This is a genomic window from Mucilaginibacter gynuensis, from assembly GCF_039541195.1.
In the GTDB taxonomy this organism is placed as follows: domain Bacteria; phylum Bacteroidota; class Bacteroidia; order Sphingobacteriales; family Sphingobacteriaceae; genus Mucilaginibacter; species Mucilaginibacter gynuensis.
On record NZ_BAABFT010000004.1, the window covers coordinates 1 to 16,374 of the forward strand.

The following is a 16,374-nucleotide window of genomic DNA, read 5'->3' on the forward strand; positions in this document are numbered from 1 at the left end:
CTTTTCCTGGTGGCTTTTCTTCCCTTGCATATTACAAGATAAGAAACACCTCGCCTTTCATTATTAATGTCTTTTCAACATTGTGTTAGTTGTGCAACAGCCACGAAAAGAAAAAAGAACATCCACTGACAATAATAATAGCAGAAACATTCCTAACGAAGAAATCAGCAAGTGATAGATCCTTCGCTACGCTCAGCATGACAATAAGAGTAAGCATTGACAACTTTTTAAAAGTTGTCAATGCTTTAAAAACGTTTTATTTTACCTTCTTCCAAACTTCATCATAACCATTCCCTTTTAGGTACAACAGTGAATCTGTAAGTTTATATTTAAAGGTTCCTATTTTTCCATCCATGTACTGCGCGTAGCCCGGCCCTCCAACAGCTTCAATTAATATGGCGTAGGTTTTATTTTGAGTATCTAAAGTATACGACCCGGAAAATGCCGCGTTGATCTGCTTTTTGGCATACTGTATATCGGTAACTATAAAGCGGTCGCCGGTAATTGTTTGATACCTGATTTGCCCAGGTTGGCCGCCATAAGTAGTATCGGGCACGCCATTCTGCGTTATTTGCCAGGTGCCAACCAAAGCTTTCTGATCGTTTATAACTTTTTTTGAACTAAGACAGGCCGAAAATACAACGGCACAAAGGATTGAAAAGAAGACAGACAAGATTGTTAATTTTTTCATTGCGTTGGTTTTTAGATTAAACAGATCGATTATGAAATGATAGAATTTTAAGATACTATCGCGAATCGTATCCTTTGTTTCACCAATTGTCCATCCCGGCGCTGTATTGTAAACATCATAACCAAGAGCTGTAAAGATCAACTTTATCGTATAGCTCCTTGGCGTTACTTCCCCGGCTTCTATCCGTTGCAGGGTACGTACGCTTAGGTTGCATTTTTCTACAAGTTCTTCCTGTGTTAAGCCCTTAGCTTTTCTAAGTTTCACAATCTTTTTGCCTAAGGTTGGTTGTTGCATGGCTATATAAAAATTCTGGAGCAATGTTATAATTAACATAACCAATGTACAAAAAATGAAGCTGTATTATAGCCGACATTACCCCGACATTTAAAGTTTTGAAGCTATAGGAGGTTTTAAGTGGTGGCGGATTGAAAGCATGAGCGCAATTAAACCTGAAAAAATCTATTGCAATAAATCGGGTATAAGTATTGACAACTTTAAAAGTTGATCCTCCTGATTCTTTTTTATTAAATTTGTTTTCTATAACAGAAATATTAGAAAGTCGTAAAGCATGTCAATACTTACTATTCATCCAAAAGATGAAGCACAGGAAAAAGCGCTAAAGACAATTTTTGATGCGTTTAATATTAAGTACGAGAAGGAACTTGATGAAACAGAGCATTTAGCTGCAAGTGATGCTAATAAAAAAGCTTTGGACGAAAGTATTCAACAATTAGAAGCTGGTAAGGGCATTAAGGTTTCTTTCGAAGATCTATGGAAATAGTTTTTTCTACAGATGCTTTAGAACAACTCCAATACTGGAAGAAAAGTGGAAACAAAAAAGTTGTTGAAAAGATAAAGCAATTAATAGAAGAAATATTACAAACACCATTTGAAGGTACTGGAAAGCCGGAACCTCTTAAGCATAATTGGAACGGATATTGGTCAAGACGAATCACAGGTGAACACCGCCTGGTATATAAAGTAGAGAACGACACGCTGTATATCGTACAGTTACGTTATCATTATTAATTATCTTTTAGTCCTCCTTCCCAAAAAATCAAACCAAACCCATCCCCGTCTGTTATCCATATACATCTAAATAAAAACATCATGGATAAGTTAGAAATAAAAGGCGGCTGGAATGAGCTGAAAGGAAAAATTAAACAGGCATACGGTGATTTAACCGATGATGATTTGAAACACGAAGAAGGCAAAGACGACGAAACGCTTGGCCGCTTACAGCAAAAGCTGGGCAAAAGCCGCGAAGATCTGGTAAACTGGATCAACAGCTTATAAGCAATATCATAAAAGTAAGGCCCCGGTAAAAAACCGGGGCTTTACTTTTTAACGGCTATACCAAGCCCTATTATTAGTAATTTTGCCGCATGAGCAAAGCAAAACCCACCATACTTGTTGTAAACGACGACGGAATAACCGCCCCCGGCATAAAAGCACTGATAGAAGCCATGGCCGATATTGGCAGGATAGTGGTAGTAGCGCCGGATAGTCCGCAATCGGGGATGGGGCATGCCATTACTATTGGCAAACCGCTTAGGTTTGATAAGGTAGATTTGTACGAAGGCATTGAAATGTACAAGTGCTCGGGTACCCCCGTCGACTGTGTGAAACTTGCCGTTAACCTGGTTTTTAAGGGCCAAAAGCCCGATCTGTGTGTTTCGGGTATCAATCACGGCCTGAATAATTCTATCAACGTATTATATTCCGGCACCATGTCGGCAGCGGTGGAAGGGGCTATCGAGAGCATTCCTTCGATAGGTTATTCTTTAGATGATTTTACACAGGAAGCCAACTTTAAGCCCTGCATTAAATATGTAAAGGAAATTGCTTTACAGGTATTGGAGCACGGCTTACCGGTAGCAACGTTACTGAATGTGAACTTCCCGGCAGGGAATGATTTGAAAGGGATAAAAATTTGCCGCCAGGCTAATGCCAAATGGGCCGAAGAGTTCGACCGTAGAATGGACCCGCATAACCGCCCTTATTATTGGTTAACCGGCGTGTTCCAAACTAATGATAATGGTGAGGATACCGATGTTTGGGCGCTCGATAATAATTATGTTTCGGTAGTGCCTGTACAGTTTGATATGACGGCGCATCACGCCATACCCATATTGAACGGCTGGAAGTTTAACGACTAAGATTCGTCGGCAGGTAAATAACCCTCGCCGAATTGTGTTACGAGGTGTTGCAATGCCGATTGAAAATTGGTGAGGCTGGCATCTAAACAGAAAACGGTACTCACGGGATGATCGGGTATGGCCGCGAATATGGAATACCAAAAGCCGTTCTCAATATTTTCGTGCCAGGTGGTTACCACGTCAAAAGCCGACTGGTTGTTCTCTATGTTTCGCAGAACGAGGTTATTGTCAACAATATCATGAAAATCTTCGCCCTGCATGCCGGTGCAGCACAGGTAGCAGGCTTTTTTATCTATCAGTTGATCGGCAATTTCAAAAAGTTCTTCATTGCTCAGGTTATCTGTAATAATAAACATCAGCCAATCGTTAAGCGGCAGGGCGTTTATCCAATCGCCGTTTATGCTATACGGTTGATAAATTATTTGACGGTTGTTTAGGTTTCCTAATTCAGTCATGCTAAAGGCTAAAATAGTTAAACGGCGGTTAAATGATATTAATTTATTTTATAATAACGCTAAGCTTGTACTTTTGAGGGCATGCTAATTAATCCATCTGTATGAAATATTACCTTGTAGCCGGCGAAGCATCAGGCGACCTCCACGGGGCCAACCTCATGAAGTCGCTTAAACAGCACGACCCGCAGGCAGAGTTTCGCTATTTTGGCGGCGACCTGATGCAGGCCGAAGGCGGTACACTGGTAAAACATTATGCCGAAATGGCCTACATGGGTTTTGTAGAGGTGGTGATAAATTTGCGATCCATCCTCAAAAATATGAAGCAGTGCAAGCAGGATATTTTGGCTTACCAACCGGATGTTTTGGTGCTGATAGATTTCCCGGGTTTTAACCTCAAAATAGCCGGGTTTGCAAAAAAACATAACATTTTAGTTTGTTACTATATATCGCCCAAGGTTTGGGCCTGGAACCAAAAACGGGTATTGAAGATCAAACGCGTAGTAGATCACCTGTTTTGCATACTGCCTTTCGAGGTTGATTTTTATAAAAGCTGGGGCATGGAGGTTGATTATGTGGGTAACCCCTTATTAGATGCCGTATCGGCATTTAAGCCGGCTGCCGACTTTTTAACCCGGCATCACCTTAACGGTAAAAAAATAATAGCCTTATTACCCGGCAGCCGTAAGCAGGAGATCAATTACCTGTTGCCGGATATGATAGCCCTCAAAGATAAATTTCCGCATCATCAATTAGTTATTGCAGGCGCTCCATCATTCACGGTTGATTATTACACACCATACCTGAATGGCAATGATATCCCGGTAGTTTTTGGCGCTACTTATGATCTGCTGAGCCATGCTGAGGCAGCTGTTGTAGCATCGGGCACGGCAACTTTAGAAACCGCTTTGTTTAATGTACCCCAGGTGGTGGTATATAAGGGCAATGCCATTACCATTGGCATAGGCCGTATGGTGATCAAAATAAAATACATATCGCTGGTGAACCTTATTATGGATAAGCTGGTGGTAAAAGAACTCATTCAGCAGGACTGTACACCCCAAAAGATAGGCGAAGAGTTGAACCGAATGATAAACGATGCCACATACCGGCAAAATATGCTGGCCGATTATGATGTGCTTGATGAAAAGATGGGCACGCCCGGCGCTTCGGATAAAACAGCCGCTTTAATTGTAAAATATAGCACCATTAAAAACAGCAATAGGCTGTCCCTTTGAGGCAGCCCCTTTGCGTGGAGTATCTCCTGCTATCACAAGACAGTCGGGGATGGTTGACTATGGTATTTTGGCTAAATTGGCCAAACCAATAACCAATTATGACGCGTATCCGTAGATCATCTGTCCTATACCTGCTCTTGTTGTTATCTGCCGCATCGCAAGCGCAAACTGCTTTAAAAACGGGCTTCAATAACCCGCCGTCGGCCGCTAAGGCCCGCACCTGGTGGCATTGGATAGATGGCAATATATCTAAAAAGGGTATCACCGCCGATCTGGAGGCCATGAAGCGTGTAGGCATTCAAGAAGCGCAGATCTTTAATGTTGGTCAGGGTTATCCGGACGGGCCATACACATATCTTAGCCCTGAATGGCTGGACATGATAAAATTTGCCGGCGATGAAGCCAAACGCCTGGGTATGGAGTTGGCCTTTCATAACGGGCCCGGCTGGTCATCAAGCGGTGGGCCATGGGTTAAACCGGAGCAGTCTATGCAAACGGTGGTTTACTCGCAGTCGCGCATAAAGGGAGGGAGCCACTTTCACTTTAAACTAACGCAGCCAACAGCCAGGTTCAATTACTATAAGGATATAGCGTTGATCGCTTTCCCTACCCCTAAGGGTAATGTGCTGATAGATAAATTAGGATTAAAAACGCTGTCGGGCGATCAATTTCTTACGCATTTGTATCCTGATGATAAAGTGATCGATCCAGCATCGGTAATAGATAAAACAAAGGTTTTAGATCTGAGCGCCAAAATGGCTACTGATGGCACGCTGGATTGGGATGCGCCTGCCGGTGATTGGACGGTACTCAGATTTGGACATACCAGCACCGGGGCGCAAAACCGCCCTGCGCCAAAAGGCGGGCTTGGTTTAGAGGTAGATAAAATGAGCAGCGCGGCTATGGATGCCTACTGGACAGATGGCATTAAACCGATCATTGATAAGCTTGGTCCGCTGGTTGGCACTACAGTAAACAACTGTTTGATAGATAGCTATGAAGTTGGCTGCGGTAACTGGACACCGGGTTTTGCTGCCGAATTTCGTAAGAGAAATGCTTATGACCTTATACCTTACCTGCCAACTCTTGCCGGCTTTTATGTGCAAAGCGGCGAGGTGTCTGAGCGTTTTCTGTATGATTATCGTAAGACCATCAGCGATCTGATGGCCAAGAACTATTGGGGCCATTTTGCCGATCTGTGCCATAAAGTGGGGATGAAATTCTCTACCGAGCCTTATGGCGGTCCGTTCGAGGCACTAAAAGTTGGTGCCAAAAGCGATATCGTGATGGGTGAGTTTTGGATCGGCAGGAATGAGTATATTGAGTCGCCTAAACTGGCAGCATCTATAGCCCACGTAAGCGGCCTTAATATCGTCGGTACCGAATCGTTTACCAGCTTAGGCGGCTGGGTAAATCATCCGGCCACGCTTAAACCCTCGGGTGATCGGGTTTGGACAGAGGGTGTTAATCGCTTCATCTTTCACACCTACACGCATCAACCCTGGGAATTGACTCCGGGTATGACCTTCCACCAATACGGTTTGGATATGAATCGCCATAATACCTGGTGGGAGCAGAGCAAGGCCTACATGGATTATCTTGCCCGTTCGCAATACTTGTTGCAAACCGGTAAGAGCTTTGCCGATGTATTAGTATTCACCGGTGAAACCTCGCCCAATGATGCCATGTTGCGTCCGGATATCAAAGCCCTGGGTTACGATTATGATCAGATCGGCCCGGATCAGTTAGCTAAATTAAAAGCCAGGAACGGCAAGATATACGACGCATACGGCCATATCTACAGCATGCTGGTACTACCTGAAAGCAAATGGGCCACGCCCGAATTGCTGCGTAAGCTAAAGGAACTGGCTTTGGGTGGTGCTACCATTATTGGTGCTAAGCCATTGCGCTCACCAGGTTTAGTAGGTTATCCCAATAATGATGCTCAGGTAAAGCAACTTAGCGGTCAGCTTTGGCCTGCCAAAATATCTGCCGATCTATCGGTAGGTAAAGCCTTATCAAGGCTGCGCCTTGCTCCCGATTTTTCGGCCGGACGAGCAGGGGCCGATATCAAATACATCCATCGGCGTACCGCTACAGAGGATATCTACTTTGTATCGAACCCAAAAACCGAGCAGCGTGCTGTTACTTTAAGTTTCAGAGTATCGGGCAGGCAACCATCGCTATGGGATTCATCCACAGGCAAAGTAGAAGATGTGTTGGTTTGGAATAAAGGGGATAATGGAACTATCGATGTGCCCGTATCCCTTGATCCTAATGGCAGCGTGTTCGTAATATTCAGTAAAGGCAGCGCGTTGCCACAAATCAGCCGGGTGAAAAGCGACCTGCAATATCCCAAAGCTCAACCACTTGCCGATCTGAAGATCGTTAAGGCTGAGTATGGCACTTTCCTGCCTGATGGTATGGGCGACGTGACCGATGTCATCAACAAAGCGGTGAAGCCGGAGGGCGTATATATAGCGGCGGTTAATAATTTGCTTCCTGCCGATCCTGCACCCGGGTCGGTAAAGGAGTTGCGCATGGATTATGAGTTGGATGGTAGGCGGCAGACGCTTAGTTTAGTAGAAGGTCAGCAGCACGATCTTAAGTTCGAGGGTAAGCCGTTCAAGCTCATCAGGGCTTTGTATGGTAAGTTTACTAAAGAGTTTAAAGGAGTGCCACCTAAATATCCGGTTTACGACGTGGCAGATAAAGTGAATGAGCTGATCAATTCCGGGCAGTTGATATTTAAAGTGACGGATGTATTATTTGATGCTGCGCCAACACCCGGTATAGACAGGGAATTGAGACTGAGCTACACTACAGAAGAAGACCCGCGCGATGTTGCCATTCCGCAGGGCAACATCGCGCACCTGGAACAGGATATCCCGCAGCCCAAAATGCTGAGCGAAAATAAGATACCCCTGCTGATCACACCTTATGCCGGTACGGTAACTTATAAGTCGGCGACAGGTATCTCTAAAAACGTTAATGTAAAAAACATCCCTGAGCCTGTTGTTCTGACTGGCCCTTGGGAGATTGGCTTTGACAAAAAGATGGGTGCCCCGGCATCGGTTATGTTCCCCGGTCTGATGTCGTGGACAAAGTCTGACATAGATGGCATCAAGTACTATTCAGGTACAGCGGTCTATAAAAAGCATGTGAACCTTACAGATGCGATGATAGGTAAAGACAAGATGTTAGAACTCGATTTGGGTAGTGTGCGCGTAATGGCCGAAGTTACCCTGAACGGCCATAACCTGGGCGTATTTTGGAAAGCTCCTTTCAGAGTAGATATTACCGACGCTGCAAAAGCAGGCGATAACGAATTGGAGATACGCGTTACCAACCTTTGGATAAATCGCTTAATAGGCGATGCCCAACTGCCTGATGATATCAGTTGAGGAGATGGCCCGCCATCGGCCTGGCCTGCCTGGTTAATTGATAGTACCGTAGCCCGCGATTCTAAACGTGTCACTTTTGCCGCCTACAGACATTGGGATGCTAAGTCAAAATTACAATTATCAGGGTTATTAGGCCCCGTAATGATAAGAAGCTATCAGCGGGTAAAACTGTAGTTATTTCGCATGATCAGTAATTAAAACGAGGCTGTATCAAAAGTCGTTTTTTGACAAAACTCGCCAGATTAAATTTTGAGTCGCTTTATAAATCAAAACGGGTGATTTTCAAATCGAAAATCACCCGTTTTGTGTTTGTAAGAAGTGCTTTTAGTACGATCGCCAAATTTTATATTGTGCTTTCGCTTGCGATTTTACTTTTGAAACAGCTTCTCTGCGTTTTCATAGGTGTTGATGTAAAGCTTTGTAGGTAGATGCTTTGTAGGTAGATGTATATGATGGTCAGGCGGCTGATAAGCGGTGCTTGGCAGCTTCCTGTTTGTTGATGCCTAAAAACTGATTTTTAGCTTTAAAAGACCTCAGATCTTCTCTTAAAATATCCATTAATTGCTGGTCGAACTTTGCAACTAATTTGCTTGTTGCAGGTATTTTATTGCTTTTCATAGGTAGATGTTGTGATGGTTGAAAATATGTTACTAAGCAGCCGACAAACGATCAGCCGAAATTTTATTTAAAAGTTGATCTTTCGCGGCTTTAATAGCTTTCAGATCGTTCATTAAAATGTTTTTCAGTTCGTTATCAAAACGTGCAACTAATTTGCTTACTGATGGTTTTTTGTAGGTTTTCATAGTATAAATATTTTTTATGTTTTTGTCAGTTCTTAGTTTCTTGTTCGTTGTTGTCTTCTTCGTCAGTCAGGTTGTCTTTCCTTCGTTTTGCCTCTTTATATTGCCTCAGTATCTGTTCTTCGTTCCGGGCATCTGATGGCTTCTCCGGATTTTGAGGATTCTCCCATGTTTGTTCACCCTCGTCTGCTGCTCCTTTTTTCGCGATAACCATAACGTTGCATTTGATAAGTACTATTCCAATTCAATGCCAAAAATTTAAAGTTTGATAAAATATATGCTCGTAAACTTAATTTATCTGAAAATTAAGCTTCAAAAAGGCGCGTTGGTTGAAATGTAAATTCTTTTTAGGACAAGCGATGTACAAAATTGTGATACACCTGTTCGCTGTAGTAGTCAAATTGATGTTTTTCGGATGACAATCCGCCGATTGCGCCCAAATCAGGAAAAAAATAACGACATAGATGCTTTTAATACCCGATAGTGACGGATTCGAAATGTTAAGTAAATGTTAAGAGGTGTTTTTGTTAATATAGCTGCCCAGTACAACTTGAAGCGATTTTGAAGTGAAATTGAAGCGAATTTTTATGGAAAATATCTGTTTTGTTAAATTTTTTAGTGTTTTCTGTTAAAACTAACTGTGGCAAACAGAATTTTGAGGCTAATTTTTATTAATTTATAATTTTTAACAAAAACAGGCGTTTAATTAATTGATTTAGCTAAAAAGGTATCAAAATTGTGATATTCGTAACATATTGATAATATGATTGTCATTAAAATAAGCTTCGATAAAATAATTTAAAAATATTTGAAAAAACATTTGCAAACTGTTCATCTTAGTGTTACCTTTACACTGTTGAAAATGATGAAACAAAAACATCGAATCAACCACATAAAGTAGTCTTCTCATAATTTAGGTTTATAATTGGTTAGTAAAGGCCCCTGCCCATCAGGGGCTTTACTTATTTATAGGGTTTTTGTAACCGCTTATTTCAGCCTCAAAATAAACTAAACACATCAACATCTTCCTATAACTGTTACATCCGGGTTAATCGCAATTCATTGTACAACTGTATCATAACCGAACACCTGCTGTTGCATCTGCGGACACCCACATCTTAATAAATAGAATTAATTTATTGATTTACATATATTTAAGTAGGTGGCATGCCTTTTAGTGTTGTTAATAGCCCCGGAGTTTTAATTTTTCAATGAACCAGCTATCGTTATGATAAAGAATTATTTACGCAGTGCTATACGCAATATCAGCAGGCATAAGTTTATTTCGTTTATAAACATTTTTGGCCTAACGGTAGGGCTTACCTGCTGTTTACTGATACTTACTTATATTATAAATGAGGTAAGCTACGATAAGTTCAATATCAACGCGCCCAATATATATCGTGTAACGCGCAGCTTTAACAGTGCAAACGGTGTTGTAAACTTAAACCTGGGTTCGGTGGCGCCACCATTTGGGCCGCTGCTTAAAAATGAATTTCCGGATATTCAGAAAACAACCCGTGTATACTCCAATAGCGGCGTTACCCTGCGTTATAAGGATAAATTGTTTACCGAAAGGGGCGCATGCTTTGCCGAAGAGAACTTTTTCGACTTTTTTACGGTAAAAACACTGAAAGGCAACCCCAAAACGGCACTTGCCGATCCGTTTTGCGTAATGCTAACCGAAGACCTTGCCCGCAAATACTTTGGTAACGAAGATCCGATCAATAAAGAGATACGTTTTGAAAACCAGTTTAACTTTAAAGTTACCGGTGTTTACAAAGCCTTCCCGGCCAATTCGCAAATGCACCCGCAGATGCTCATGTCGTTCAATACGCTTAACGATAGTACTGTTTATGGCAGAAAGGGCTTGCAAACCAACTGGGGGAACAATTCTTTTTTTACTTACCTGCTGTTTCCGCCTGATTATAATGTAGCCCATGTGCAGGCGCAATTTCCCGCTTTTTTAGACAAATACATGTCGTCGCAAGGCGATGCCAACAAACCCTCAAGCTGGACCAAGATAAGTTTGCAGCCATTCCTGGATATTCACCTCCGCTCGCACCTGGATACCGAGGTGGAAGACAATGGTGATATTACCAGGGTTTATATCTTTTCGGCCATCGCGCTCTTTATCCTGCTGATCGCCTGTATCAACTACATGAACCTTTCTACCGCGCGCTCTGCTTTAAGGGCTAAAGAAATAGGCATCAGGAAAGTTATAGGCGCGCAGCAAAAAGAGATCATCATGCAGTTTCTGGGCGAATCGGTATTAATTACCTATGTATCCTTAATACTTGCCCTGGTTTTAACAGCTTTGTTGCTGCCTGTAATTAATAAGGCATCGGAGCTGGGTTTATCCATCAACGCCTTAACTCAGCCTGCCATATTGATACCCATTTTGATGATGCCCTTTATAATAGGTATAGTGAGCGGGATATATCCGGCCATCTTCATGTCGTCGTTTAATCCTTTAAAGGTTTTAAAGGGGATATTGAAAATTGGCGGCGGCGGTATCTCTTTCCGCAAGGTATTAGTGGTTACACAATTTTCCATCTCTATTATATTAATAGTAGCTACCACTATTGTTTTTCAGCAACTGCGGTATATGCAAAGTAAATCGCTCGGGATAAACAAAGATCATATTGTTACCATTGGCGAAATCCCGGCGAATGATTATGATGCTTTTAAAGCTGATCTGCTAAAAAATCCGTCGGTGAAAGAACTCGGGCGGTCGTCGCGCCTGCCATCGGGAAGGTTGCTTGACGATCAGGGCGTGTCTGTTTCGGCAGGTGGTAAAGAACTGTCGGTTAAAGCATCCATCAAATACCTTAATGCCGATGATGGATTTATACCTGCCTACGGCATAAAAATGGCCGCGGGGCGCAACTTCAACCACACCTTCGGTACTGATAGTAATAATTACGTGATCAATACGGCGGCTGTTAAGGTATTAGGATGGAAAACGCCCGAAAACGCTATTGGCCGCGATATTATTTATGGCGGCGTAACCGGAAAGGTGATCGGTGTAACGGCCGATTTCCATTTCGAATCGCTGCACCAGGACATTGTACCGCTTTTAATGCGCATGCCTGTTTTTGCCAAAAATAACTACAGCCGGCTTTCTATAAAAATTGACGGCCATAATGTAAAAGGCGGTTTAAACGCTATTGAAGCAATGTGGAGAAAGTACCAACCCGAAAAGCCTTTTGAGTATACTTTTTTGGATGAACGCTTTCAAAAGCTTTACCATACCGAGCAGCAGCAGGGCAACCTGTTCACCATATTTTCGTGCATCGCCATATTTATCGCCTGTTTGGGCTTATTTGGCTTGTCGGCATTTACCATTTCGCAAAGGGTTAAAGAAATAGGCGTGCGTAAAGTGCTTGGCGCCAGTATACAGCAAATAGTAACCGAACTATCTAAAGATTTTTTGAAACTCGTTGTTATTGCCGCCTTAATAGCGCTGCCAATTGCCTGGTACGCCATGAACAAATGGCTGCTCGATTTCGCTTTCCGTATTAATATACAATGGTGGGTATTAGCAATGGCCGGTGTTACGGCTGTAATTATAGCTTTTGCAACCATAAGCTATCAATCCATAAAAGCAGCGTTGGCCAACCCTGTTAAAAGTTTAAGAAGCGAGTAGAGGTTACACAATACCGTTAGGATTGCCGCACAGGCATTATGCCGGGTGTACCCCCCTTATATCACTTAGATATTGCCTCAATGAAAAATTAGCTGGCTGGCATGATTAAAGTGTAATAAAACATCTGCTAACAAATCTCAGGAAAACGTTGATTAACCATATTGGAATATCCAATAAAAATACCTGTAGAAATTTAAACAGAATGTTAAAATTTCTACAGGTATTAATAAATTGTTATCCAAAATGTATCAAATTTTTATTAGAAACAGATTAGAGCCATCTTGATATTTCAAACTGCTTTCAATGGTATTTTTGCAGGGATTTTAATAATACCGCGAAGGCAAGTATAATTCAGCAATCTTTTAGAAAATGGTCTATTAATTTGCTACAGACTGATATTAGAACTTGATTAGAATAACCCTTAAATGCAACCAACGTTTAGCGGTGGCCCTTTTTAAATAATTGAAGTTTTAACAATTTTTAAAGGTTTAAATTTTATTAAATAAACATTTAGTGTAAAGATAACAATCAATTAAAATAGGGGATATCTCTTGTACGCAAATCCTTAACATCGCTAAAATACTTTCGTGTAAAAATTTAAATACATGAAAATATTTTTACTAAAATTGCGATACGTAGCAATATTAGCTGTAATAACGCTTGTTATTCCGCAGCTTTTGTATGCTCAGAATGTACCCATCAGAGGTATCATTATCGATGAACAAAATCAGCCTCTCGCGGCTGTAACCGTACAAATAAAAGGGACGACATTTGGAACCACCACCGGTAATGAAGGTCGCTTTACGCTTTCGGCAACTCGTGGGCAGGTTTTGGTTTTCAAATCAGTTGGGCTTGTAACCCAGGAAGTGATAATTGGTACAGAAACCAATATCTCTATCCAAATGAAAAATGACTCCAAAGCACTATCAGAGGTTGTTGTTACGGCTTACGGAATTAAAAAGGAAGTACGTAAGCTGGGTTATTCGGTTCAGGAAGTTAAAGGTTCTGAGCTGGTAAAAGCCCGCGATCCTAACCCTATCAACTCTCTTGCCGGTAAAGTTGCCGGTTTAACAATTGGTGCAAATGCCGAAATGTTAGGCAGGCCAGAAATTGTTTTGCGTGGTAGTAAAGATTTATTATTTGTTGTTGACGGCTCTCCAATCAACTCTGATACCTGGAACATCAGCCCGGATGATATAGAAACGTATACTATATTAAAAGGCCCCAACGCGGCGGCACTTTATGGTACACGCGGTATCAACGGTGCTATTGTTATCACTACCAAAAAAGGCACAAAAGATGCCAAAGGGTGGCAGGTAGATTACAACAGCAGCACTCTGTTTGAAAAAGGAATGATAGCTTCACCGCAGCCTCAAAACGAATATGGCCGCGGTAATGGCTATCACTACGAGTACCAGGCAAAAGATAACACTAATCCGTATATCCCAACAGGTGATGTTTTATATGATAACGCTAACCGCTTAGGTGAGTACGGTCCACGCTTTGAGGGACAGCTGCTGCGCCAATACGATAGCCCGTACGATCCGCTTACCGGTAAAAGAACACCCACACCATGGTTGGCACGTGGTATAAATAACTGGGAAAACTTTATAGAAACAGGTTTGGTTTCAACCAACAACATAGCGGTATCTGCGGCAGGCCAAAACTATGCCTTAAGAATGTCTTACACTCACATGTACCAAAAGGGTGTAATGCCTAATACCAAGTTAAACTCTGATAACTTTAATCTTTTTGCAAGCTATAACATCACATCTAAGTTATCTGTTGAAGGTAATTTAAATTTTAACAAGCAATATACCCCTAATATACCTGACGTTAGCTACGGCCCAAACAGTTATATATACATGTTTAAAGTTTACGGATCTGCCGATTACGATGTAAGAGACTTGAAAGATATATATAAAGGCCCGCAGGGTGTACCGGGTATAACGCAATACGCGCAGGAATACGGTCGTTTAAATAATCCATACTTTATGGCCGAAAAATGGTTGCGTGGCCATGATAAAACAGATATTTACGGTTATTTGAAATTAAACTACAAGATCAGCAGCGACCTGAATGTATCGTTACGTTCGCAGGTAACAACCTGGAATCAAACAAGAACAGAACAGGTTCCGTCATCGGCTAACTTAAACGCATATACACCATGGTACAAATTTGGCTGGTATGGTGATTACCGCCAGGACGACCGCCGGTTGTTTGAAAACAATACCGACGTGCAGGTTAACTACAACAAAACACTTGGTAAATGGGCTGTTTCTGCATTGTTAGGTGCCAACGCGCGTGTATTTAATTACAATTCTTTTTACGGTACTACAAGAGCATTGGCAGTACCTAACGCGTACATATTATCAAACTCGGTACAAACGGCCCTTACCTGGACATGGGATTCTAAGATGCAGATCTACAGCTCTTATTACTCTTTTGATATTGGTTACGATAAATACTTTAATATTAATACAACCGGCCGTTACGATAACTTATCAACCTTTGTACCAGGAAACCGCGGTTACTTTTATCCTTCTGTATCTATTTCGTCGGCAATTACTGATTACCTGAAATTGCCCGAAGCTATAAGCTTCCTGAAAGTAAGAGGATCTGCAGCTATGGTAAAAAGTGGTTTAACACAATCGAGCATTGGTTCGGCCTACTTCCAAAACACTGGTAATACTACAGGCTCTAACGCGTTGTTAGGTTATGGTTCAGAGTTGTACAGCTCTTATGACGGACCCAGCTATGTGAACCAAAATACAGTTAGCCCTATCTCTTATTACAATAATACACCTTCAGCGGTATATTCAAATACGCTTGCTGATGCTAATTTGAAAGCTTACAAGCGTATATCATACGAAGCCGGTTTGGATGTTAAATTTTTGAATAACCGCTTAGGTTTAGATGCAACTTATTTTAATACAGAGAACGGTCCGCAGATATATCCGGTGATCCTCTCTCCATCAACTACATTTAGCGCACACAACCTAAACGCTATAACAACCAAACGTTCAGGTTTCGAGATCGCTTTAAACGGTGCGCCTATCAGAAACCCTAACGGATTTTCATGGGATATTAATGTTAACTACTCTACATTTAAAGAAACCATTACCGATATTGGTGTAGATGGTTTAAACGAGCTTCCGCTTGGTAACCATAACTTTAAAGTAGGTGATCGTATTGATGAAGTGTACGGAACAAAATTCCTGAGAGATAAAAGCGGTAATATTGTGTATGACGCTACAGGTAACTTGTTAAAAGCTACAGGCGGAAACAGCCAGACTTTAGGCTTACTGGGCCATTTAAATCCTGATTTCTCTTTCGGTATAAACAATAAGTTCTCTTACAAGAATTGGAATTTCAGTTTCCAGTTTGACGGCCGTATAGGTGGTGTAATTTATGATTATAATTATTACTCGGCACGCCAGGGCGGTAGTGATATTTCTACCGTACAGGGGGTAATTGGCGCCGCACGTTTAGCAGAGTGGAATTCAACCGCAAGCGGCACTAAAGCACCAACGCCGGCATTAATTGGTAACGAGTTTGGCCAGGGTGTTAAAATAGTGAGCGGTACGCCACGTTATGTAAATGGTGAAATAGCTAATATTGATGAACTTACATTTGCGCCAAACGTTACGCCAATTACTGTTCAGGGTTACTTGAACGGTACTATTAAAACCATTGATGAGTCGTTTATGATCAGCAGGTCATATGCTAAACTGCGCGAGGTTACCCTTGGTTACACTTTCAACAAAACATTCCTTCAAAAAATCGGTATCAGATCGGCCACTGTATCATTAGTGGGCAGAAACCTATTATACTTTGCCAAACGTAAAGACTTTGATATTGACCAGTATGCATCAGGTTATAACTCAGCCGATAGAACCGCTAACGGATCTTCGTCAAACGGTGCATTGCAAAGTTCAACCTTCCGCAGGTTTGGTTTCAATATTAATTTAAGCTTCTAAT

General features: G+C 41.8%; 13 protein-coding genes. 8 read left to right on the top strand and 5 right to left on the bottom strand.

The features are described from left to right. Positions 1-256 precede the first annotated feature (256 nt). Positions 257-985, bottom strand: a complete 729-nt coding sequence (locus ABD894_RS09160) for a helix-turn-helix domain-containing protein (protein WP_345210713.1) — start codon at positions 983-985, stop codon at positions 257-259. A gap of 274 nt (positions 986-1,259) precedes the next feature. Here ABD894_RS09160 and ABD894_RS09165 point away from each other — a divergent pair, with 274 nt between their 5' ends. From ABD894_RS09165 to surE, 4 genes are all read left to right on the top strand, one after another. Continuing rightward, positions 1,260-1,472, top strand: a complete 213-nt coding sequence (locus ABD894_RS09165; protein WP_345210714.1) for a DUF2683 family protein — start codon at positions 1,260-1,262, stop codon at positions 1,470-1,472. Further along, complete coding sequence (locus ABD894_RS09170; RefSeq protein WP_345210715.1) at positions 1,463-1,720, top strand: Txe/YoeB family addiction module toxin; 258 nt, start codon at positions 1,463-1,465, stop codon at positions 1,718-1,720. Before ABD894_RS09165 ends, ABD894_RS09170 begins: the two co-directional genes overlap by 10 nt. An 81-nt stretch (positions 1,721-1,801) precedes the next feature. Then, positions 1,802-1,987 carry a CsbD family protein gene (locus ABD894_RS09175; protein WP_345210716.1) on the top strand — a complete coding sequence of 62 codons (186 nt, stop codon included), beginning with the start codon at positions 1,802-1,804 and terminating at the stop codon, positions 1,985-1,987. Between the two features lie 89 nt (positions 1,988-2,076). After that, the gene (surE, locus tag ABD894_RS09180; RefSeq protein ID WP_345210717.1) at positions 2,077-2,850 is read left to right on the top strand and encodes a 5'/3'-nucleotidase SurE; all 774 of its coding nucleotides are present in this window, start codon (positions 2,077-2,079) and stop codon (positions 2,848-2,850) included. On the opposite strand, the gene ABD894_RS09185 is transcribed toward surE, so the two are convergent. Further along, positions 2,847-3,305, bottom strand: a complete 459-nt coding sequence (locus ABD894_RS09185; RefSeq protein ID WP_345210718.1) for a DUF7684 family protein — start codon at positions 3,303-3,305, stop codon at positions 2,847-2,849. The two genes, surE and ABD894_RS09185, sit on opposite strands and share 4 nt — an antisense overlap. Positions 3,306-3,406: 101 nt before the next feature. Between ABD894_RS09185 and lpxB the strand changes: the two genes are divergently transcribed. Next, entirely contained in the window at positions 3,407-4,540 is a 1,134-nt protein-coding gene (gene lpxB, locus ABD894_RS09190) for a lipid-A-disaccharide synthase (protein ID WP_345210719.1), read from the top strand. A gap of 98 nt (positions 4,541-4,638) precedes the next feature. Further along, positions 4,639-7,944, top strand: a complete 3,306-nt coding sequence (locus tag ABD894_RS09195) for a glycosyl hydrolase (RefSeq protein ID WP_345210720.1) — start codon at positions 4,639-4,641, stop codon at positions 7,942-7,944. Positions 7,945-8,400: 456 nt separating this feature from the next. Here the strand turns inward: ABD894_RS09195 and ABD894_RS09200 are convergent, their stop codons facing one another. Genes ABD894_RS09200 through ABD894_RS09210 form a run of 3 tightly spaced genes read right to left on the bottom strand, consistent with a single transcriptional unit; the run spans position 8,401 to position 8,958 of the window. Then, complete coding sequence (locus ABD894_RS09200; RefSeq protein ID WP_345210721.1) at positions 8,401-8,562, bottom strand: hypothetical protein; 162 nt, start codon at positions 8,560-8,562, stop codon at positions 8,401-8,403. Positions 8,563-8,594: 32 nt separating this feature from the next. Next, positions 8,595-8,747 carry a hypothetical protein gene (locus tag ABD894_RS09205; RefSeq protein WP_345210722.1) on the bottom strand — a complete coding sequence of 51 codons (153 nt, stop codon included), beginning with the start codon at positions 8,745-8,747 and terminating at the stop codon, positions 8,595-8,597. 25 nt (positions 8,748-8,772) lie between these two features. Continuing rightward, on the bottom strand, positions 8,773-8,958 hold the full coding sequence (locus ABD894_RS09210; RefSeq protein WP_345210723.1) for a hypothetical protein: 186 nt from the start codon (positions 8,956-8,958) through the stop codon (positions 8,773-8,775). 1,014 nt (positions 8,959-9,972) lie between these two features. On the opposite strand from ABD894_RS09210, the gene ABD894_RS09215 reads away from it, so the two are divergent. Together ABD894_RS09215 and ABD894_RS09220 are read left to right on the top strand one after the other, a co-directional pair. Next, the gene (locus ABD894_RS09215; protein WP_345210724.1) at positions 9,973-12,393 is read left to right on the top strand and encodes an ABC transporter permease; all 2,421 of its coding nucleotides are present in this window, start codon (positions 9,973-9,975) and stop codon (positions 12,391-12,393) included. A gap of 605 nt (positions 12,394-12,998) precedes the next feature. Then, positions 12,999-16,373 carry a SusC/RagA family TonB-linked outer membrane protein gene (locus ABD894_RS09220; protein ID WP_345210725.1) on the top strand — a complete coding sequence of 1,125 codons (3,375 nt, stop codon included), beginning with the start codon at positions 12,999-13,001 and terminating at the stop codon, positions 16,371-16,373. The last annotated feature ends 1 nt before the right edge of the window (position 16,374 follow it).